This window comes from Duganella margarita (genome assembly GCF_009857535.1).
Classification (GTDB): Bacteria; Pseudomonadota; Gammaproteobacteria; order Burkholderiales; family Burkholderiaceae_D; genus Rugamonas; species Rugamonas margarita.
Window position 1 is genome coordinate 185,697 of the sequence record NZ_WWCS01000004.1, and the last position, 20,742, is coordinate 206,438.

A 20,742-nucleotide genomic window follows, 5' to 3' on the forward strand; every position below is an offset into this window, starting at 1 on the left:
AGCTTACCATAATCACAACCTTGCTTCCTCTGCCTCCACGCGTGTCTGCACCAGAATCTTCTTGATCTCGGGTACGCAGGAGCCGCAGTTGCCGCCGGCTTTCAGGCAGACCGTCACTTCCGGCACCGTCTTCAGGTCTTTCTCGATGATGGCGTTGCAGATGGTGTTGCGGCCGACGCCGAAGCACGAGCATACGGTTGGCCCGGTATCGGCGCCCTTCTCCACCGGCATGCCGACCAGCAGGCCGACGCGGTCGATCTCGCTCAGCTGCTCCCTGGCGAACAGGCTGGCCAGCCACGCGCGCGACGGCATGTCCTGGCGCGGCGACAGGAAAATGCACTGCGCGATGCGGTCGTCCACCACGTGCACGGCGCGATACACGCCGGCGGTCTTGTCTTCATACTCCAGCCAGTCGGCATCCAGATCCTCCACGCCCAGCAGCGCCCGTGCCCATGCGGCATGGTCCTTGATGGTGTTGCGGCCGGCCAGTTCATAGCGCGCGAACTCGCGGCCCTGGATGCGGGTCCAGTGGGCGATGCTGTCGAGGTTCACCTCATCGCGGCTCAGGATGAAGCCATGCCAGTTGACGCGGAACTGCTCAACGCGCACCGGCGTATGCTTGAACTCAGGCTCGCCGGACACCGGATCGACCACCGGATTAACCACCGCGCCCACCCGCGCATCGGACGCGGTCTGGCCGCTCCAGTGGATCGGGATGAAAACGCTGCCGCGCGGGATGCCGCCGCCGTGCTGCACCCGCGCCACCATCGCGCCCCATTCGGAGGTGACGCGCGCCAGTTCCCCCTCTTTCACGCCACTCAGTAACGCATCCTGCGGATGCATATCGACGAACGATTCGGCGATGTGATCGGCCAGCGTGGCGGACTTGCCGGTGCGGGTCATGGTATGCCACTGATCGCGCACGCGGCCGGTGTTGAGCGACAGCGGATAGTCCTCGCTGACGGCGTGACGCGGCAGGCGCGGCGCAGTGGCGATGAAGCGCGCCTTGCCGTCCGCATGGGCAAACACGCCGTCCTTGAACAGGCGCACTTCCGTCTGCAACTTGCCGGCGGCGTTGCGGCGCACCGGCCATTGCGCCGGTTCCAGGTCATCGTATTCACGTTGATTGAGACCGGCCAGGCCCGACATATCGAACGCGCGCGGCACGTCGCTGACAGCATTGCGGAAGCCGCTCAGGCGCGCATGTTCATCGAACACGCCGTGCTGGCCGCAGAAATCGAAACCGCTGTAGCCCATGCGCTGCGCGAACAGCGACAGGATCTGCCAGTCCGGCAGCGCCTCGCCCGGCGCCTGCAAAAAGGCGCGCTGGCGCGAGATGCGGCGCTCGGAGTTGGTGACCGTGCCGTCCTTCTCGCCCCAGCCCAGCGCCGGCAGCAGCACGTCGGCGTAGGCGGTGGTGTCGGTATCCTGCATGATGTCGGACGAGATTACCAGTTCGCACTTGTCCAGCGCGCGGCGCACCTGGTCGGCATCTGGCATGCTGACCACCGGATTGGTGGCGATCACCCACACCGATTTGACCTTGCCCTCTTCGATGGCCTTGAACAGGTCCACCGCCTTCAGGCCGCCCTTGTCGGCGATGGCCGGCGATTCCCAGAAGGTCTGTACCACGTCGCGGTGCTCGGCGCGTTCCAGGTCCATGTGCGCGGCCAGCATGTTGGCCAGGCCGCCCACTTCGCGGCCGCCCATGGCGTTCGGCTGACCGGTGATCGAGAACGGGCCCATGCCCGGCTTGCCGATCCGGCCGCCGATCAGGTGGCAGTTGATGATGGCGTTGGCCTTGTCGGTACCGGCCGACGACTGGTTGACGCCCATCGAATAGGCGGTGATGGTCCTGGCGGTGGCGGCAAACAGTTCGTAGAACTCAAGCAGCAGCGGCAGTTCGATGCGGCAGATCTTCGCCACCGCGGCGGGATCGGCGCAATCGGCGTTGGCCACGTTCAGCGCGGCGTCGAAGCCATTGGTATGCTCGCCGATGAAGCGCGGATCGATTGCGCCGATGCGCGACAGATAACTCAGCAGGCCATTGAACAGCCACACATCGGTACCCGCCTTGACCGGCAGGTGTAGGTCGGCCAGCTCGCAGGTGGCGGTGCGGCGCGGATCGATCACCACCAGCTTCATCTCGGGCCGCGCTTCCTTGGCCTTCAGGATGCGCTGGAACAGGATCGGATGGCACCACGCGGTGTTGGAGCCGACCAGCACCACCATGTCGGCCAGTTCCAGGTCGTCGTAGCAGACCGGCACCAGGTCTTCGCCGAACGCGCGCTTGTAGCCCGCCACGGCGGACGACATGCACAGGCGCGAGTTGGTATCGATGTTGGCGCTGCCGATGTAACCCTTCATCAGCTTATTGGCGACGTAGTAGTCTTCCGTCAGCAGCTGGCCGGAGACGTACAGCGCCACCGCGTCAGGACCATGTTCGGCGATGATGTCCTTCCACGCGTCGGCGACCTTGCCCAGCGCGTCGTCCCACGAGACGCGGTGCAGGCCATCGGCATCGCGCACCTGTGGATACAGCAGGCGGCCTTCCAGCCCAACGGTCTCGCCCAGCGTGGAGCCTTTCACGCACAGGCGGCCCTTGTTCGCCGGGTGCAGCTTGTCGCCGGCGATAGCGAACGTGCCATCGTCCCGGGGTGTGGCCTGCACGCCGCAGCCTACGCCGCAGTATGCGCAAGTGGTACGGATGGCCAGATGGTCGGTGGACAGGTTCAAAGCGATTCCTTCAGGCGGCCCGGCTGGACAAGGCTTCGCCAAATAACAGGGTTTGACGGATAGGCGTGATATCGCTGCGGTTCTGGATCAGATTGAAATACCAAGGACCGTCCTTGACGTCACCATACAGCACGGCGCCGGTAACGCGGCCATCCTTAATGACCAGCCGCTTGTAGACGCCGCGGCGCGCGTCGCGCAGCACCAGGTCCTCACTGCCCTCGCCACCGATGAAGTCACCCACCGAATACAGATCGACGCCGGTCACCTTCAGCCGCGTCGGCGAGGTTTGTTGCACATAGCGGCGCACGCCGGCGCCGGCCAGATGCGCGCCGCACACGCGCGCCTGGTCCCAGATCGGCGCCACCAGGCCGAAAGTGGCGCTGCGGTGCTGCACGCATTCGCCCACGGCGTAGATGCGCGGGTCGTAGGTTTGTAGCGTATCGTCCACCACAATGGCGCGTTCGCAATGCAGGCCGGCCGCCTTGGCCAGTTCGATATTCGGACGCACACCGGCAGTCATCACCACCAGATCGGCCGGGATCTCGGCGCCGTCCTTGAAGCGTACACCGGTCACGCGTTCCTCGCCGAGAATCGAGTCGGTCTGCGCACCCATCATAAACTTGAGGCCCTTCGCTTCCAGCGCTTTTTGCAGCAGCGACGCGGCGGGCTTGTCGAGCTGCTGGTTCATCAGCGCGTCGGTCACGTGGACCACGGTCACGTTCATGCCCTGGCGTTGCAGGCCATTGGCCGCTTCCAGCCCAAGCAGGCCGCCGCCGATCACCACTGCGTTGCGATGATTGCGCGCCATGGCCAGCATATTCTCCACGTCCTGGATATCGCGGAAGGCCAGCACGCCGTTCAACTGGTGCCCCGGCACCGGTATGATGAAAGGCTTGGATCCGGTGGCGATCAGCAGGCGGTCGTAGCGTACTTCCAGCCCGGACTTCGCACGCACGATGCGCTGGCGGCGGTCGATACGCTCGACCGGATCGCCGGCATGCAGCGTGATCCCATGCTGCACATACCACTCGCGGGTGTTGAGCATGATGTCCTCCATGCTCTTCTCACCCGCCAGCACCGGCGACAGCAGGATGCGGTTGTAGTTACCATGCGGCTCGGCGCCGAACACGGTGATGTCGTACATATCCGGCGCCAGCTTGTGCAATTCCTCGACCGTGCGCATGCCGGCCATACCGTTGCCGATGACGACCAGTGAGGGCTTCATATCGCCTCCTTATGCACGCCGTCATTCCCGCGCAGGCGGAAATCCATGCCCGGCAAGCATTCCATGGGTTCCCGCCTGCGCGGGAACGACGTCAGGGCTATCACAGGCCGACCCAGACTTTGCCATCGGCGATACGGGCCGGGTAGGTGCCCACCGAATGCTCCGGCGCTTCCACGCATTCGCCGGTTTGCAGGTCGAAGTGCTGCTTGTAGATCGGCGACGCGACCACGATGCGCTCGCCCAGCGAACCGACCAGGCCACGCGACAGCACCGACGCTTCCGAATTCGGATCGTAGTTATCGATGGCGAACACGCGCGAGCCGCCGTCGTCGACGTGGAATACGGCCACCTGCGCGTCATTCAGCAGCGCGCACACGCCGGTGTTGGGGACGATGTCGTCCAGGTTACAGACGGCGATCCAGTTATCGGTTTGAATATCACGATGCATTATCTTCTCCTCAAACGGCGGCTACGATAGGAATCACGCGCTTGCGCTCTTCAATGGTGGCCGGACGAATCTGGCCGCGCTCCTGCATGAACAACACGTTCTCGTCGCCCTTGTCGCTGTTGACGAAGTGGCGGAAGCGCTTGCGGGTTTCAGGATTTTCGACAGCTTCCTTCCACTCGCACGAATAGGTATTGACCACGTGCTGCATGTCGGCCTCCAGTTCGGCGCCGATGCCCAGCTTATCCTGCACCACCACCTGCTTCAGGTAATCCAGGCCGCCTTCCAGATTCTCGCGCCAGGTGCTGGTGCGTTGCAGGCGGTCGCCGGTACGGCTGTAGAACATCAGGAAGCGGTCGATGTACTTGATCAGCGTTTCCTTGTCCAGTTCCGTCGCCAGCAGCTCGGCATGGCGCGGCTTCATGCCGCCGTTGCCGGCCACGTACAGGTTCCAGCCTTTTTCGGTAGCGATGATGCCGACGTCCTTGCCCTGCGCTTCGGCGCATTCGCGCGTGCAGCCGGACACGCCGAACTTGATCTTGTGCGGCGTACGCAAACCCTTGTAACGGTTTTCCAGTTCGATCGCCAGGCCGATTGAATCATCAACACCGTAACGGCACCAGGTGGAGCCGACGCAGGACTTCACCGTGCGCAGCGACTTGCCGTAGGCGTGGCCGGACTCGAAGCCGGCAGCGATCAGTTCTTCCCAGATCAGCGGCAACTGCTCGACGCGCGCGCCAAACAGGTCGACGCGCGCGCCGCCGGTGATCTTGGTGTACAGGCCATACTTCTTGGCCACCATGCCGACCGCGATAAGTCCATCGGCGGTGACTTCGCCGGCCGGCATACGCGGCACCACCGAGTAGGTGCCGTCCTTCTGGATATTTCCGAGGAAGTAGTCGTTGGTGTCCTGCAGGCTGGCGTGTTCCTTCTTCAGCACAAACTCGTTGTTGATGGTGGCCAGGATGCTGGCGGCCAGTGGTTTGCAAACGTCGCAGCCCAGGCCCTTGCCATGCTTGTGCAGCAGGTCGTTGAAGGTCTTGACCTGGCCGACTTTAATCAGGTGGAACAGCTCCTGGCGCGAGTAGGCAAAGTGTTCGCACACATGGTTGTTCACCTCCATGCCCTGCTTCTTCATCTCGGCCTTCATCACCTGCGTCACCAGCGGCACGCAGCCGCCACACGCGGTGCCAGCGGTGGTGCAGGATTTCAGCGCGCCGATGGTGGTGGCGCCGTTGGCCACGGCGGCGCACAGCTGGCCCTTGGAGATGTTATTGCAGGAGCAGATCTGCGCGCTGTCCGGCAGCGCATCCACGCCCAGCGCCGGCCTGGCCGCGCCGTCCGACTGCGGCAGGATCAGGAATTCCGGCGACTCCGGCAGCTCGATCTTGTTCAGCATCATTTGCAGCAGCGTGCCGTATTCGGCGGCGTCACCCACCATCACGCCGCCCAGCAGGTACTTGCCGCAGCTGGACACCACGATCTTCTTGTAGATCTGCTTGCGCTCATCAATGAACTGGTACGAGTGGCTGCCCTCTTCCTTGCCATGCGGGTCGCCGATCGAGGCCACGTCCACGCCCATCAGCTTCAACTTGGTGCTCATGTCGGCGCCGGCGAATTCCGCCGCTTCGCCCAGCATATGCTTGGCGGCGACGCGCGCCATTTCGTAGCCCGGCGCCACCAGGCCGAAGATCAAGCCGCCCCACAGTGCGCACTCGCCAATCGCGTAGACGTCCGGATCGGAGGTGACGCAGTTGTTATTGATTTCGATGCCGCCGCGCGGACCGATCGCCAGGCCGGCTTCCTTGGCCAGCATGTCGCGTGGACGGATACCTGCCGAGAACACGATCATATCCACATCCAGATGGCCGCCATCTGCGAACTCCATGCGGTGGGTGCCGTCGACGCCATCGACGATGGCGGTGGTGTTCTTGCCCGTGTGGACAGTCACACCCAGCTCTTCGATTTTACGGCGCAGCACCCGGCCGCCATGATCGTCTACCTGCACCGCCATCAGGCGCGGCGAGAATTCTACGACGTGCGTCTCCAGCTTCATATCGCGCAGGGCTTTCGCGCATTCGAGGCCCAGCAGACCGCCGCCGATCACCACGCCGGTCCTGGCGCGCTGGCCGCATTCCAGCATCGCTTCCAGATCTTCGATGGTGCGGTAGACGAAGCAGTCCTTGCGTTCCTTGCCCGGCAATGGCGGCACGAACGGGAACGAGCCGGTGGCGATTACCAGTTTGTCATACGCCAGAACCTCGCCCTGGGCGGTGGTGACGGTTTTGCCTTCGGTGTCGATGGCGGTGGCGCGGGTGTTCAGGCGCAGCACCATGTCGTCGCGCTCGAAGAAGCCTGGCTTCACCAGCGACAAATCGTCCGCCGACTTACCGGAGAAGAATTCCGACAGGTGCACGCGGTCGTAGGCGGCGCGCGGTTCTTCGCACAGTACCGTCACCTGCAGGTTGGCGGCGCCGCTGGTGGCCAGGCTTTCCAGGAATTTGTGGCCAACCATACCATGGCCGATAACGATAATTTTCATGATGCGATTCCTTTAAGCGGTAGCGACGGCGGTTTCTTGTACGGTGGCGCTGCTGAAGCGCGCAGCCAGTGCACACAAGGCGGAGATGGCGACCAGCACGCCCAGGATGCTCAGGGTACGCTGCACGTCGCCGGTGCCTTTCATCAGGAAGCCGGCAGCGACCGCGCCGACATTCCCGCCGGCGCCGATGATGCCTGCCACGCCGCCGAGTGCGCGCTTGTCGATGAACGGCACCACGGCGTAGGTCGCGCCGCAGGCCATGTGGGTGAACAGGCCAAAGAACAGCATCGCGGCCACTGCCAGCATGGCGTTGCCGGCGTGAGCGAACATCAGCAGGCCGGCGCCTTCGCCCAGCATCAGCACGAACAACAGCGTGACGCGGTTATTCAGGTTGCCGCCGGCGGCGAATTTGTCCGATACCCAGCCGCCCAACGCGCGAGCAAACAACGCCAGCAAGCCAAAGCTGCCGGCCGCCATGCCGGCTTGCGCCAGCGTCAATTGGAAGTGATCGACGTAGTAGATGGCGGCGATGTTGTGGATGAAGATCTCGATGCCGAAGCAGGCGCCGTAGGTGATGAACAGCAGCCATACGCGGTAGTTCGATGCGGCCAGCTTGAACGAATCCCAGCCGCCCTTCTTGCCGCCCTCAATCGTGATGCCGGCGGCGCGCAGTTCGCTGAAGTTGCCTTGCGGGCAGTCCTGCGTGTAGCGGTAGTAGACAAAGGCCATGACGATCATCAGCACGCCGGGCACGATCAGCGCGGCGCGCCAGCCGAAGCCTTCGCTCACGCCCAGCATGACCATGGCGGTCATCAGCAGCGGCATGGCGGCTTGCGCGACGCCGCCGCCTGCATTGCCCCAGCCTGCGGCCGCCGCGTTGGCGGTGCCCACCACCTTGGGCGCGAACATCACCGAGGTGTGGTACTGCGTGATGACGAAGCTGGCGCCGGCTGCACCGATGGCGAGGCGGAAGAACAGAAAGCTCTCGTAGCTCTGCGCGAAGGCGACGCCGATCACCGGGATGGAACCCAGCAGCAGCAAGCCGGTATAGGCTTTGCGCGGGCCGAAGTGGTCGCACAGCGGGCCGACGATCAGCCGCACGAGGATGGTGACGGCAACGGCGGCGATATTGATATTGGCGATCTGCCCTGGCGTCAGGCCGAATTCCCCTTTAATCACCGGCATCAGCGGCGCGCAGGCAAACCAGGCGAAGAAGCAGACGAAGAACGCCATCCAGGTCAAGTGGAACGCCCGCATCTGAGGCGTTGAAAACGAAAAGAGCTTGATGCTGGTAGCTTTGCTGGCCATGTTTTATCCCGTTCAGAAAACAAAAAGGCGTCCGCGCAACCGGGCCTCAAAGACCGGGTTGGGCGGACGCCGTTGTCCTGCCAGTCCGTCCTTGGACCAGCTATGTATTCGTGTACTTCGGGGAGATCGCCGTTGATCCCTTGCGCTTACAGTCGCAAGAGTCATGCCAGCGGCTGGAGGCCGCATCTACAGAGGGAAAGCGTGTAAAGCGGAAGAACGCCGCCATGGGGCAGCGCTATGTTGCGGTGCACAGCGCACACTATCGGTGCGCATTCACGGTGCGTGCTTCAGATGTCGGGGACGGGGTTGGCGCCGCTGACGAGGTCATATTCCTTGCCATTGAAGTGGTAGCGGGCGCTGGCCTTGGTATTGCTCTTGACGTGTTCAACGAAATCGCCGTTTTTCTCTTCCGTCACCGTGTAGCGCTTGTCGGCGAAGTTGACCACGATGTCGTTATATCCGCTCTGCTGCGTTTCGGCAGCGAAGCTGATGTCCCCGTCCACCTTCCAGCATTCGTCCACGGCCGGACCGCACGCGCCTTCATTGGTGGAAGCTTCGTTGAAGCCGCCGAGACTACGCACATTGGCGCCCAATTCGAAAATGTCGGCATGGGTGATGGCATAGCCTTGCCACACGCCGCCATTGGACACAATGAATCCCGGCTTGCCCGGCGCCAGCATCACCCATTTCACGCTGCCGATAAAGCCTTCCGAGCCCAGCGCCGCAACATTCTGTTGGCGCTGCAGTACCGTCCAATGGTCACCTGCGCGCTGCAACAGGTAGACATTCAATACACCGGAGTCGGCGTGGCTCGCCATGTTCGAGCCATCGTCGGCAGCGACTGCGCCGTTGACGATCAGGACGACGCGGCCATCCGGCAGCTGCGTGTTGGCGACAGCCGTCATCACATGAGGCATTTCGCCACCGTCAATAGCCAGGGTGGCGATGGCTTTCTTGTCCGCCGTCTTGTAGGCAGCGCCAAACACGGCCTGCATCAGCTCTGCGCTGTCGATTTTGGCGGCAGTAGCCAGCTGCGGCGCGACCGGTGCTGCGGGCTTGGGCGGTTCAACAGGCTTTTCTTCACGGTTGCAGGCGGCCAGGCCTGCGGCCAGGAACAAGGTCAATACAATATTTTTCATCGGCGAGGTGATTTTGCAAATAGACTAACATTGTTACATAAACCGACGAAGCAGATGGTCAACTGTGTGGCGGCCCACCAGGGACCAGCCGGCTTGCTATGCTCCAACGACGATTGCGCGCTATACTTAGTTGCCAAATACTTAAATGGATGTTGGATGGATCAGCCGGACTACAGCAAATACTCGGAACCAGAACTCCGCCAGATAAGCAAGCATATCGACGCCGGCCGCTATCCGGAACGCGTCGCAGAAATCGAAGCCCGCCTCGCCTCGCTGGCCGCCGCGCCGCGCGAGATTCCCACCGTTGAAGAAGGACCGGCATTGCCGGCGACTGTCGCCGGCGTGTGGCGCCGCATCGGCGCTTTCCTCATCGATTCGCTGATACTCGCCCTGATCGGCGTGATTATCGGCGCCTGCCTGCGCGACCAGTTGATGGCGCTCGGACCGTGGGGCCGCGTGGTGGGGTTTGTCATCGCCACCTACTACTTTGGCGTGCCGCAAAGCCGTATCGGCGGCGGCCAGTCGCTGGGCATGAGAATCCTGGGGCTGCGGGTGATCCGGCCCGACGGTGCACCGCTGGGCTTGGGGGCGGCGGCGCTGCGCGCTGCCATTTTCTGCCTGGCCTATTTCCTGAGTGGCTTGCCTGCCGCTTTCACCTCACTCAATGGATCGGTCGCTTCCGGCTTATCGATGCTGCTATTCGGCGTGAGCTTCTGCGTGTTCTATCTTCTGCTCTTCAATCGCAGGACGCGGCAGTCGCTGCACGACCTGGCCGTAGGCGCGTTCGTCGTCAGGGCGACGCGCGGGCCGCTGGCGCTGCCGGCAGCGCATATCTGGCGTGGCCATGCCGCCGTCGTCGCGGCATCGCTGGTGGCCTTCTGCGTGGCGGGCGTGTGGATAGCGCGGCCGGGGGCAACCGACACTGCACTCGGCGGCATGCTGCGTGTCCAGCACGTGGTGATAGAACTCCCCGGCGTGACCGGCGCCACCGTCATGGTCAGCGCCAACCTGGGTGACGGCGGCGGCTTCAATCTCCTCAACATCAATGCCATCGTCGACGCCTCAACGCCGGACCGCGAAGCACTGGCGCGGCGCATCGCCAAACTCGCGCTGGAAAACTACGCAAATGCCAAGCAAATGAAAACTGTTACCGTAACAATCACTTCCGGCTTCGACATCGGCATTGCGCAGTTCTGGCAAAGCCAAAACTACACCCATACGCCGCAGGAGTGGCGCGTGGCGGGACTGCCATGATGCGCCGCCTGTTCCTGGCAGCCGGCGCCGCGCTGCTGGCCACCTCCGCATTCGCCGCGCGCGTACTGGATGAAGCGCCGATCACCATCGATGGCCAACCGCGCCGCTACTATCATCTGCACGATACAGAGGCCACCGGCAAGGCCACGCCGATATTGCTGATCAGCGGTTCGGGATGCAAGGACTTCGGTAGCCGCGTGCCGTTCTTCTTCGAGCGCTATCCGGCGCCGGTGGATGTCTACTTCCTGGAGAAGACCGGCATCAATAAAGGCGACAACAGCGAGACCTGCTCCGCCGCCTACAACGCTGTAGATTATCTGGAACGCCGCGTCAGCGACAACCTGGCCTTCATCGACAGCCTTCCGGCGCTGAAAGCACTGCCCGCGCGCAGCCTGGCGGTGCTGGGCTTTTCGGAAGGTGGCACAGTAGCGCCGCTGGTGGCCTTGCGCAGTCCGAAAATCGGCTGGCTCGCCACTGGAGGCAGCGGCGGCCTGCCGCAAAGCGAAGGCTTTCTGATCTTTGCCAATCGCGGCGTCGAGCCGTATGCCAAGCCGTTTTCACGCGCTTACCTCCTGCAAACCTACGCCGACATCAAGGCCAATCCGGATAGCGTCGACAAGGAATTCTTCGGCCACAGCTACCGCTACTGGAGCTCGCACCTGTTTTACGATCCACTGCTTACCTATCACCAGCTGGACATGCCGATCATCGCGGCGATGGGCGAGAAGGACGAGAGTGAAGCGATCGAATCCGGCCGCGCCTTGCGCGACGACTTTGCCAAACATCCGGACAAGGACTTCACCTTCATCGAATACCCCAACGCCAGCCACGCGCTGCAAGCGCCCGACAAGCCGCATCTGCAAGACTATGTCGCCAGCCTGGCCGATTGGTTCAAGCGGCAGCGGCCCGCGCCGCGTTGATTACGCCGCTTCCTTCGCAGGATGCGCCTGTTTGCGGTACAGGAATTCCAGCACCGCAGTGCGGTATTCCATGTACTTCGCATCCGCCGCCAGGGCCACGCGATCGCGCGGGCGGTCCAGCTGCACGTTGACGATTTCGCCGATGGTGGCGGCCGGGCCGTTGGTCATCATGACGATGCGGTCCGACAGCAGTACCGCTTCGTCTACGTCGTGCGTCACCATCACCACGGTGGACTTGGTGGCGGCGACGATCTTCAGCAGTTCGTCCTGCAAGTGCGCGCGGGTCAGCGCATCCAGCGCGCCGAATGGCTCGTCCATCAGCAGCACTTTCGGCTCCATCGCCAGCGCGCGGGCGATGCCGACGCGCTGCTTCATGCCACCCGAAATTTCATGCGGCCGCTTGGTCTCGGCATGCGTCAGGCCCACCAGCGCCAGCGCAGCCATGGTGCGCTCACGCAGCTGCGCTTTCGATTCCGCCTTGCCGAACACCCGCTCCACGCCGAGATACACATTCTCATAGCACGTCAGCCATGGCAGCAGCGAGTGGTTCTGGAACACCACCGAACGCTCCGGCGACGGTCCGGCGATTTCGCGGTTGGCGCACAGCAGTACGCCGTCACTCGGTTGCAGCAGGCCGGCGATCAGGTTGAGCAAGGTCGACTTGCCGCAGCCCGAGTGGCCGATCAGGGTAATGAATTCGCCCTTGGCCACTTTGAGGTCAATCTCGCGCAGCGCATGGAACACGCCCTTTTTGGTGTGGAAAACCATCTCCACGCCTTCGATGTCGATGAATCGTGATTCGTCCATGATCGCGCTCCTTAGTTGGATACTTGTTCGTAGGTGAAGGCACGGGCCAGCGCCATCAGCGCCTGCTCAAGCAGCAGCCCCACCAGGCCAATCGAGACAATGGCGATAATGATGTGCGGGACATTCAGGTTGTTCCACTCGTCCCACAGCCAGAAGCCGATGCCCACGCCACCGGTCAGCATTTCGGCCGCGACGATCACCAGCCACGCGGTGCCGATCGACAGCCGCACGCCGGTCAGGATGTACGGCAGCGCCGATGGCAGCAGGATCTTGGTCAGCACCTTCCACTCCGACAGATTAAGCACCCGCGCCACGTTCATGTAATCCTGCGGCACGCGCTGCACGCCGACGGCGGTGTTGATGATCATCGGCCAGATCGAGCAGATGAAGATCGACCAGATCGCCGCCGGGTTGGCGGACTTGAACACCAGCAGGCCAATCGGCAGCCACGCCAGCGGCGACACCGGTTTGAGCAAGCTGATAATCGGCCCGAACATGCTGCCGACGAACTGCACGCGGCCGATCAGGAAGCCGAGCGGAATGCCGACCAGCGCCGCCAGGCCGAAGCCCACGCCCACCCGCTGCAAGGACGCCAGCAGGTTCCAGCCGATACCCTGGTCATTCGGGCTAGTGCGGTAGAACGGATCGGAGAACAGCTTGACCGCTTCCGCCAGCGTGGCGGCCGGCGTCGGGAAGGTGGCGTTGTTCACGGTGATCAGCTGCCACACGGCGACCAGCAAGGCCGCCCCCACCAGCGGCGCGACGATTTTCATGACGACGGCGGAGACCTGCCGGCGCGCGCGCGCCGTGCCGTTGGCGGCCAGCGGACGACGCGGACGGCGGACTGGCGCAGCGCCATCCGTCGCCGCAGCCACCGGTTCGGGGCTATCGGGTTTGAGCAAGGCGTTCATCAGATTCTCCTGTTATCAGGCTTTGATCTTGAACGAGGCGGCGAACGCTTTCGGGTTCTTGCCGTCCCACACGGAACCGTCCATCAGTTTCGATGTACGCAGAGGGCTTTTAGGTACGGGCGTTTTGGTCATGGTGGCCGCATCCTTGTACAAGTCGATCTGGTTGACCGAGGTCGCTACGGCCAGATAATCCGGATCGTCCTTCAGCAGGCCCCAGCGGCGATGCTGCGTCATGAACCACATGCCGTCCGACAGGTACGGGAAGTTGACCGCGCCGTCGTTGTAGAACTTCATGTGATTCGGATCGTCCCAGGTCTTGCCCAGGCCATTCTGGTAGCGGCCCATGATGCGCTGATCGATCGCGTCCTTGCTGGTGTTGACGTAGGATTTGTCGGCGATCACCTCGGCCATCTTGTTCTTGTTGGCCAGCGACGCGTCGATCCATTTGCTGGCATCCAGAATCGCCGCCATCATCGCGCGGCAGGTGTTCGGATACTTCTTGGCGAATTCCAGCGTGGAGCCCAGCACCTTCTCCGGGTGGTCCTTCCAGATATCCTGCGTGGTGGTGGCGGTGATGCCGACGCCGTCCATGATGGCGCGATGACCCCACGGTTCGCCGACGCAGAAGCCGTCCATATTCCCGACCCGCATATTGGCCACCATCTGCGGCGGCGGCACGGTGATCACCTTGGCGTCCTTCATCGGATTGATGCCGTTGGCAGCCAGCCAGTAGTACAGCCACATGGCGTGGGTGCCGGTCGGGAAGGTCTGCGCGAAGGTGTACTCGCGCTTGTCGGTCTGCATCAGCTTTGCCAGCGATGGACCATCGACGCCGCCCTTGTCGGCGATTTTCTTCGACAGCGTGATCGCCTGGCCGTTGTTATTAAGGCCCATCAGCACCGCCATGTCCTTCTTCTGGCCGCCGATCCCCATCTGCACGCCGTAAAGGAGACCATACAGCACATGGGCCGCATCCAGATCGCCATTCGACAGCTTGTCGCGCACGCCGGCCCACGAGGCCTCTTTACTCAGCACGAATTTGACGCCGTATTTTTTATCGAAGCCCAGCACCGACGCCATCACCACGGAGGCGCAGTCGGTCAGCGGAATGAAGCCGATCTTGACTTCCTCTTTCTCCGGCTTGTCCGACCCTGCGGCCCATACGCCCCCTGTTGCCAATCCCAACATGCTTCCTCCCGCTACCAGACCTGCACCATGAATAATTTTCCTGCGTGTGACGTCGACCTCGACGTCGTTTGCTGCGAGCTCAGTATGCTTCATGGCTATCCCTTCTGGTAGTCGTCTATAACTATTGGGCCAAAAAAAACGCCTACCCTCACGAACGAATTCATGATCTGGTAGACGTCATTGTCTGGTGGGCCCTACCGCCGTTGGCAAGGCACATCGTGCGCAGCATTGCGCTTGATTACATCAATGCAATGTCCGTGCCAGCAGGGCTACAGAGGGAAAGGAGGAATAGACGGACAAAAAAAATGCACCGCAAATGCGCGCTGCATCATTTTGGGGGGCGTTTTTAGCCCAGCAGGTCTTCGACGTCCAGGATGCGCTGGGCGACTTCGGACAGCTTGAGGTTTTTGCTCATGGCCATTGAGCGCAGCTTCTGGTAGGCCTGCTCCTCGGTGAAGCGCTGGCGCTCCATCAGCAGGCCCTTGGCCTTTTCGATGACCTTGCGCTCGGCCAGCTTGCTCTTGGTGTCGGACAGTTCGTCCAGCAGCTTCTGCTCGCGCTTGAACTGCGCCAGCGCCACTTGCAGCACCGGCTTGATGCGCTCACCCTGCAGGCCGGCGACGATGTAGGCCGAGACCCCCGCTTCCACGGCGGCCTCCATGCTTTCCGGGTCCTGGTCTTCGGTGAACATGACGATCGGGCGGCGCTCGTCGCGGGTGGCGATGACGATATGTTCCAGCACATCGCGCGCGTCGGATTCGGCGTCGACAATGATCATGTCCGGCTGCAGCTGGGCGATGCGCTCGGGCAAGTACATATCCGGCGGCAGCGAGGCGACGATGTCGTAGCCCGCCTCCAGCAGCCCGATGCGCAGCACGCGCGCGCGCTCGGCCTGCGCATGCAGCGCTTGGTCGTCTTCGTCATGGATAACGGTATTGACGACAACGATGCGCAATTTCGGCATGGCTGGCGGGGTTTTGGAGGTCATGCGCAGATTCTAAGTCAGAACCGACTGATTCTGCCAGCCTTGCTTTCAGCGTTGACCGGCGCGGCGGATCGCGGCATTGGCAGGCCCGGATACATAACGGGCAACGATGCCCGCCACCAGCGCGGTTAGCAAGACAAACAGCAGGAACCACGGCAGCGTGGCCGCGTAGCCCAGCTGTGTCTTGTCTACCACATTGCGCAGCGCCGCCAGCACGATGATGTGGAACAGGTAAATCTCATAGCTGTGGCGGCCCAGCCACTGCAACGCGCCCGGCTTGCCGCGCGCCTCGCCGGCGCCAAGCACGCAGCCGGCGGTGGCCAGCGCCACCAGCGTGAAGCCAAACACTTCATGGCCATGGATGCCGCGCACGTAGAGTGCCGCCAGCGCCAGCCCGGACAGCCACCGCAACACCAGCGCCTGCCGCGCCGTGGCCTGCCAGCGCTGCATCAGCAAGGCGGTGACACAGCCGATGGCGATGGCGTCGAAGCAGGCCAGATAGCCGTACATGAAATAGATTTCGTTGTCGGCATGCTGGCTGCGGTAAACCGGCCCGGCCACGATGGCCACGGCGCACAGCAGCAGAATCGGCAAGCGCTTGCGCAGCAGCAGGCAGGACACCGGCAGCAGCAGATAAAACATTTCCTCTACCGACAAGGACCAGTACACGTTCAGGCAATAGTTGAAATAGCCGGCGCTCTGCATCAGCTGGTTGTGCCAGAAGGTCAGGATCGAGCCGACCGCAATCACGAAATAGCTGTGCGGCAGCGCGTCGTTGTCGAAGAACGGGATATCCAGCAGGCCCAGCGCGACGATGATCGCCAGCGCCAACAACAGGCAAGGAAGAATGCGGGCGGCACGATACAGATAGAACTCGCGCAGCTTGATGTGCGCCAGATCGCCCCAGCGCCGCAGCGACATCGACACGATCAGGTAACCGGACAGGGTGAAAAAGATTGTCACGCCAAAATTGCCCTGATAGGCGGCGCGGCGCAGCCACACCGGCAGCAAGCCGACCGGGCTGTTCTTCAGATCGTAGGCCAGCGCAAAATGCAGCACCAGCACGCATAAAATCGCCACGCCGCGCAAGGCGTCAATGTGCCGATTCCTGCTGTTTGAACGTGTTTCCAGAACGTCTCCCGATTATGCGACACAAGCCACGATTATGTGACAAGTGTCGCATAACGGTCAAGCATCAGCTCGCGGGAGCGGTGTCGTACTTGGCCAGGCGCTGCTGCACGGCCGGGGCCAGCTGGTCGAGCGCGCTGATGGCGATGCCCATGTCCTGCAGTTTGCCGTCGTTGATGCCGTAGACCCAGCCATGCACCGTCAGGTCTTGGCCGCGGTCCCAGGCGTCCTGCACGATGGTGGTGGCGCAGACGTTGGAGACCTGCTCCACCACATTCAGCTCCACCAGGCGCTCCGAGCGCTTTTGCTCGTTGACCACGGTGCCCATATAGCGCTCATGCTTCTGGTGCACGTCGTGCACGTGGCGCAGCCAGTTGTCGACCAGGCCGACGCGGGTGCCCATCATGGCCGCATGCACGCCCTTGCAGCCGTAGTGGCCGACGATGATCACGTGCTTGACCTTCAGCACGTCAATCGCGAACTGCAGCACCGACAGCGCGTTCAGGTCCGAATGCACCACCACGTTGGCGATATTGCGGTGCACGAAGACGTCGCCCGGCAACAGGCCCAGCAGTTCGTTCGCCGGTACGCGGCTGTCGGAACAACCGATCCACAGGTATTCCGGGGCGGCCTGGTTGGCCAGCCGGCTGAAGAATTCGGGGTCGCGCGCGACTTCCGATTCCGCCCAGCGACGGTTGTTCTCAAGCAGGCCGCGCAAAGGGGACGTACTGTTTTTCAGACTTTCCATGATTTCCTCTCGTACATAAGAAGACCGCCGGTCTGCCCAAAATGGGCAGCGCGGCGGTCCGATATTACCAAGCCGGTGTGACCGTCAAGTTACTCAACTGCATTACTCAAAGAAGTCCTTGACCTTGTCACGCCAGGTTTTCGTCTGTGGGCTGTGCTTGTTGCCGCCCTCGGTGGTCGACTTTTCAAAGTCACGCAGCAGGTCTTTCTGCTTGTCGGTCAGCTTGACCGGCGTTTCCACCGCCACGTGACAGAACAGATCGCCCGCGAAGCCGGAACGCACGCCCTTGATGCCCTTGCCTTTGAGGCGGAAGGTCTTGCCCGACTGGGTGCCTTCCGGGATCGTAAACGATACTTTACCAGACAATGTCGGCACTTCGATTTCGCCGCCCAGCGCTGCCTTGGCGAACGAGATCGGCATTTCGCAATGCAGGTCGTCGCCTTCGCGCTGGAACACCTGGTGCGGCTTGATGTGGATTTCCACGTACAGGTCGCCCGATGGTCCGCCGTTGGTGCCCGGTTCGCCGTTGCCGGACGAGCGGATGCGCATGCCGTTGTCGATGCCGACCGGGATCTTCACTTCCAGCGTCTTGTTGCGCTTGATGCGGCCCTGGCCCGCGCAGGCGGCGCACGGTTCAGGAATGATCTTGCCGGTGCCGTGGCATTTCGGGCAGGTCTGCTGGATGCTGAAGAAGCCCTGCTGCATGCGCACCTGGCCGTGGCCGGCGCAAGTCGAGCAGGTCACCGGCGAGGTGCCTGGCTTGGCACCGGAACCGTTACAGGTGTCGCACTTGTCCCACGACGGCACGCGAATGGTGGTGTCGAAGCCGTGCGCCGCCTGTTCCAGCGTAATTTCCAGGTTGTAGCGCAGATCGGCGCCGCGGTACACCTGCGGACCCTGGCTGCGGCCGCGGCCGCCACCACCGAAGATGTCGCCGAAGATGTCGCCGAAGGCGTCGCCGAAACCGCCGGCGCCGCCGCCAAAGCCACCGCCGCCCGCATTCGGATCGACGCCGGCGTGACCGTAACGGTCATACGCCTCGCGCTTGTCCGGATTGGTCAGCATTTCGTAGGCTTCTTTGACTTCCTTGAATTTCTCTTCCGCGTCTTTGCTGTCCGGATTACGGTCCGGATGGTATTTCATCGCCAGCTTGCGGTAGGCCTTCTTGATCTCGTCTTCGGTAGCGCTTTTTGCCACACCGAGTATTTCGTAGAAATCACGCTTTGCCATAGTGTCGGAATCCTGCTTATATTCTGTACTGATTTATGCGAAAAAGCCGAGCCGGCGGCATGACCACGCGGCTCGGCGGCGTCGTTCCCGCGCCTGCGGGAACCCATGCTGAGTAGCGATCACCAGCTCAGCATGGATCCCCGCCTGCGCGGGGATGACGGCATTACTTGTTGTCTTTAACTTCCTTGAAGTCGGCGTCCACCACGTCGTCCTGTGGCTTGGCCTGTTCAGCACCGGCGCCTGCGCCGGGTGCCGCACCTTCGCCGCCCGCGGCTTGCTGCGCTTGCATGTCGGCGTACATCTTCTCGCCCAGTTTCTGCGAGGCGGTCGACAGCGAGGCTACCTTGGCGTCGATCTCGGCCTTGTCGCCCGACTTGATCGAGGCTTCCAGGTCGGTGATTGCCGCTTCGATCTTCTCTTTCTCGCCGGCTTCCAGCTTGTCGCCGTATTCGGTCAGCGACTTGCGGGTCGAGTGCACCAGCGCGTCGGCCTGATTGCGCGACTCAGCCAGTTCCTTCACTTTCTTGTCTTCTTCAGCGTTGACTTCAGCGTCCTTCACCATTTTCTGGATTTCCGCTTCGGTCAGACCGGAGTTGGCCTTGATCGTGATCTTGTTCTCTTTGCCGGTGGCCTTGTCTTTGGCGCCGACGTGCAGAATGCCGTTGGCGTCGATGTCGAAGGTCACTTCGATCTGTGGCGTGCCGCGTGCTGCCGGCGGGATGCCTTCCAGATTGAACTCGCCCAGGCCCTTGTTGCCGGCCGCGATTTCGCGCTCGCCCTGGTAGACCTTGATGGTCACCGCAGGCTGGTTGTCATCAGCGGTCGAGAACACTTGCGAGAACTTGGTCGGAATCGTGGTGTTCTTGTGAATCATCTTGGTCATCACGCCGCCCAGGGTTTCGATACCCAGCGACAGTGGGGTCACGTCCAGCAGCAGCAAGTCCTTGCGTTCGCCCGACAGCACCGAACCTTGAATGGCGGCGCCGACTGCAACGGCTTCGTCCGGGTTCACGTCTTTACGTGGCTCCTTGCCGAAGAACTCCTTGACCTTTTCCTGCACCTTTGGCATACGGGTCATGCCGCCGACCAGAATGATGTCGTCGATGTCGGTGACTTTAACGCCGGCGTCCTTGATCGCGGTTTTGCATGGCTCGATGGTGGCGATGATCAGCTCTTCGACCAGCGATTCCAGCTTGGCGCGGGTCATTTTCAGCGTCAGGTGGACCGGCGCGCCGTTCGCCATGGCGATGTACGGCTCGTTGATTTCGGTCTGCTGCGACGACGACAGTTCGATCTTTGCGCGCTCGGCCGAAGCCTTGATGCGTTGCAGGGCAATCGGATCTTTTTTCAGGTCCAGGCCGTTGATCTTCTTGAACTCTTCGATGATGTAATCGATGATGCGCTGGTCGAAGTCTTCGCCGCCCAGGAAGGTATCGCCGTTGGTCGACAGCACTTCGAACTGCTTTTCGCCATCGACGTCCGCGATTTCAATGATCGATACGTCGAAAGTACCGCCGCCCAGGTCGTACACGGCGATCTTGCGGTCGCCCTTTTCGGTCTTGTCCAGGCCGAAAGCCAGCGCGGCTGCGGTAGGTTCGTTGATGATGCGCTTGACGTCCAGGCCAGCGATGCGGCCGGCGTCCTTGGTGGCCTGACGCTGCGAGTCGTTGAAGTACGCCGGCACGGTGATGACGGCCTCGGTGACTTCTTCACCCAGGTAGTCTTCCGCGGTTTTCTTCATTTTGCGCAGCACTTCCGCCGAGATTTGTGGCGGCGCCAGTTTTTTGTCGCGCACGCCGATCCAGGCGTCGCCGTTGTCGGCTTTGGTGATGCTGTAAGGCATCAGACCGATGTCCTTCTGCACTTCCTTCTCGTCGAATTTACGACCGATCAGGCGTTTCACAGCGAACAGCGTGTTTTTTGGATTGGTGACCGCCTGGCGTTTCGCCGGCGCGCCAACCAGAATTTCACCATCTTCTTGGTAAGCAATGATAGATGGCGTGGTACGCGCGCCTTCAGCGTTTTCGATGACCTTAGGCTGACCATTTTCCATAACGGAAACGCAGGAGTTGGTAGTTCCCAAATCGATACCGATAATTCGACCCATGATTTTATTCCTTATTTGCTAGAGTTCAGATGGTTCTTATATGTGGAAAAGCTCTATGGTTTCAAGAGC

General features: G+C 62.0%; 16 protein-coding genes. 2 read left to right on the forward strand and 14 right to left on the reverse strand.

Going from position 1 to position 20,742, the window contains the following annotated elements:
- Positions 1-12 precede the first annotated feature (12 nt).
- From GTP55_RS08040 to GTP55_RS08065, 6 genes are all read right to left on the reverse strand, one after another.
- Positions 13-2,736 carry a nitrate reductase gene (locus GTP55_RS08040; RefSeq protein WP_161044419.1) on the reverse strand — a complete coding sequence of 908 codons (2,724 nt, stop codon included), beginning with the start codon at positions 2,734-2,736 and terminating at the stop codon, positions 13-15.
- A gap of 10 nt (positions 2,737-2,746) precedes the next feature.
- Positions 2,747-3,961, reverse strand: coding sequence for an NAD(P)/FAD-dependent oxidoreductase (locus tag GTP55_RS08045; protein WP_161044420.1), 1,215 nt, complete (start codon positions 3,959-3,961; stop codon positions 2,747-2,749).
- Positions 3,962-4,061: 100 nt separating this feature from the next.
- Positions 4,062-4,409, reverse strand: a complete 348-nt coding sequence (gene nirD / locus GTP55_RS08050) for a nitrite reductase small subunit NirD (RefSeq protein ID WP_161044421.1) — start codon at positions 4,407-4,409, stop codon at positions 4,062-4,064.
- Positions 4,410-4,419: 10 nt separating this feature from the next.
- On the reverse strand, positions 4,420-6,948 hold the full coding sequence (gene nirB, locus GTP55_RS08055) for a nitrite reductase large subunit NirB (RefSeq protein WP_161044422.1): 2,529 nt from the start codon (positions 6,946-6,948) through the stop codon (positions 4,420-4,422).
- 12 nt (positions 6,949-6,960) lie between these two features.
- Positions 6,961-8,256, reverse strand: a complete 1,296-nt coding sequence (locus GTP55_RS08060; RefSeq protein ID WP_161044423.1) for an MFS transporter — start codon at positions 8,254-8,256, stop codon at positions 6,961-6,963.
- Positions 8,257-8,543: 287 nt separating this feature from the next.
- Entirely contained in the window at positions 8,544-9,395 is an 852-nt protein-coding gene (locus GTP55_RS08065; RefSeq protein ID WP_161044424.1) for a hypothetical protein, read from the reverse strand.
- Positions 9,396-9,551: 156 nt separating this feature from the next.
- On the opposite strand from GTP55_RS08065, the gene GTP55_RS08070 reads away from it, so the two are divergent.
- On the forward strand, positions 9,552-10,649 hold the full coding sequence (locus tag GTP55_RS08070) for an RDD family protein (protein ID WP_161044425.1): 1,098 nt from the start codon (positions 9,552-9,554) through the stop codon (positions 10,647-10,649).
- Entirely contained in the window at positions 10,646-11,569 is a 924-nt protein-coding gene (locus GTP55_RS08075; RefSeq protein ID WP_161044426.1) for an alpha/beta hydrolase family protein, read from the forward strand. The genes GTP55_RS08070 and GTP55_RS08075 overlap by 4 nt, the downstream gene beginning before the upstream one ends.
- On the opposite strand, the gene GTP55_RS08080 is transcribed toward GTP55_RS08075, so the two are convergent.
- From GTP55_RS08080 to dnaK, 8 genes are all read right to left on the reverse strand, one after another.
- A complete protein-coding gene (locus tag GTP55_RS08080) occupies positions 11,570-12,376 on the reverse strand; it encodes an ABC transporter ATP-binding protein (RefSeq protein ID WP_161044427.1) in 807 nt (268 codons plus the stop codon). It lies immediately after the preceding gene.
- Between the two features lie 11 nt (positions 12,377-12,387).
- Positions 12,388-13,287, reverse strand: coding sequence for a nitrate ABC transporter permease (gene ntrB, locus GTP55_RS08085; RefSeq protein ID WP_161044428.1), 900 nt, complete (start codon positions 13,285-13,287; stop codon positions 12,388-12,390).
- Positions 13,288-13,302: 15 nt separating this feature from the next.
- Complete coding sequence (locus GTP55_RS08090) at positions 13,303-14,568, reverse strand: CmpA/NrtA family ABC transporter substrate-binding protein (RefSeq protein WP_229257822.1); 1,266 nt, start codon at positions 14,566-14,568, stop codon at positions 13,303-13,305.
- A 253-nt stretch (positions 14,569-14,821) separates the two neighbouring features.
- Positions 14,822-15,439, reverse strand: coding sequence for an ANTAR domain-containing response regulator (locus tag GTP55_RS08095; protein ID WP_161044624.1), 618 nt, complete (start codon positions 15,437-15,439; stop codon positions 14,822-14,824).
- Between the two features lie 69 nt (positions 15,440-15,508).
- Positions 15,509-16,591 (reverse strand): acyltransferase family protein, encoded by a 1,083-nt coding sequence (locus tag GTP55_RS08100; protein ID WP_161044625.1) that lies wholly within the window; start codon positions 16,589-16,591, stop codon positions 15,509-15,511.
- Positions 16,592-16,655: 64 nt separating this feature from the next.
- Positions 16,656-17,336 carry a carbonate dehydratase gene (gene can, locus GTP55_RS08105; protein WP_161044430.1) on the reverse strand — a complete coding sequence of 227 codons (681 nt, stop codon included), beginning with the start codon at positions 17,334-17,336 and terminating at the stop codon, positions 16,656-16,658.
- Positions 17,337-17,438: 102 nt separating this feature from the next.
- Complete coding sequence (dnaJ, locus tag GTP55_RS08110; protein ID WP_161044431.1) at positions 17,439-18,566, reverse strand: molecular chaperone DnaJ; 1,128 nt, start codon at positions 18,564-18,566, stop codon at positions 17,439-17,441.
- Positions 18,567-18,729: 163 nt separating this feature from the next.
- Positions 18,730-20,673 (reverse strand): molecular chaperone DnaK, encoded by a 1,944-nt coding sequence (gene dnaK / locus GTP55_RS08115; RefSeq protein ID WP_161044432.1) that lies wholly within the window; start codon positions 20,671-20,673, stop codon positions 18,730-18,732.
- Positions 20,674-20,742: the final 69 nt, after the last annotated feature.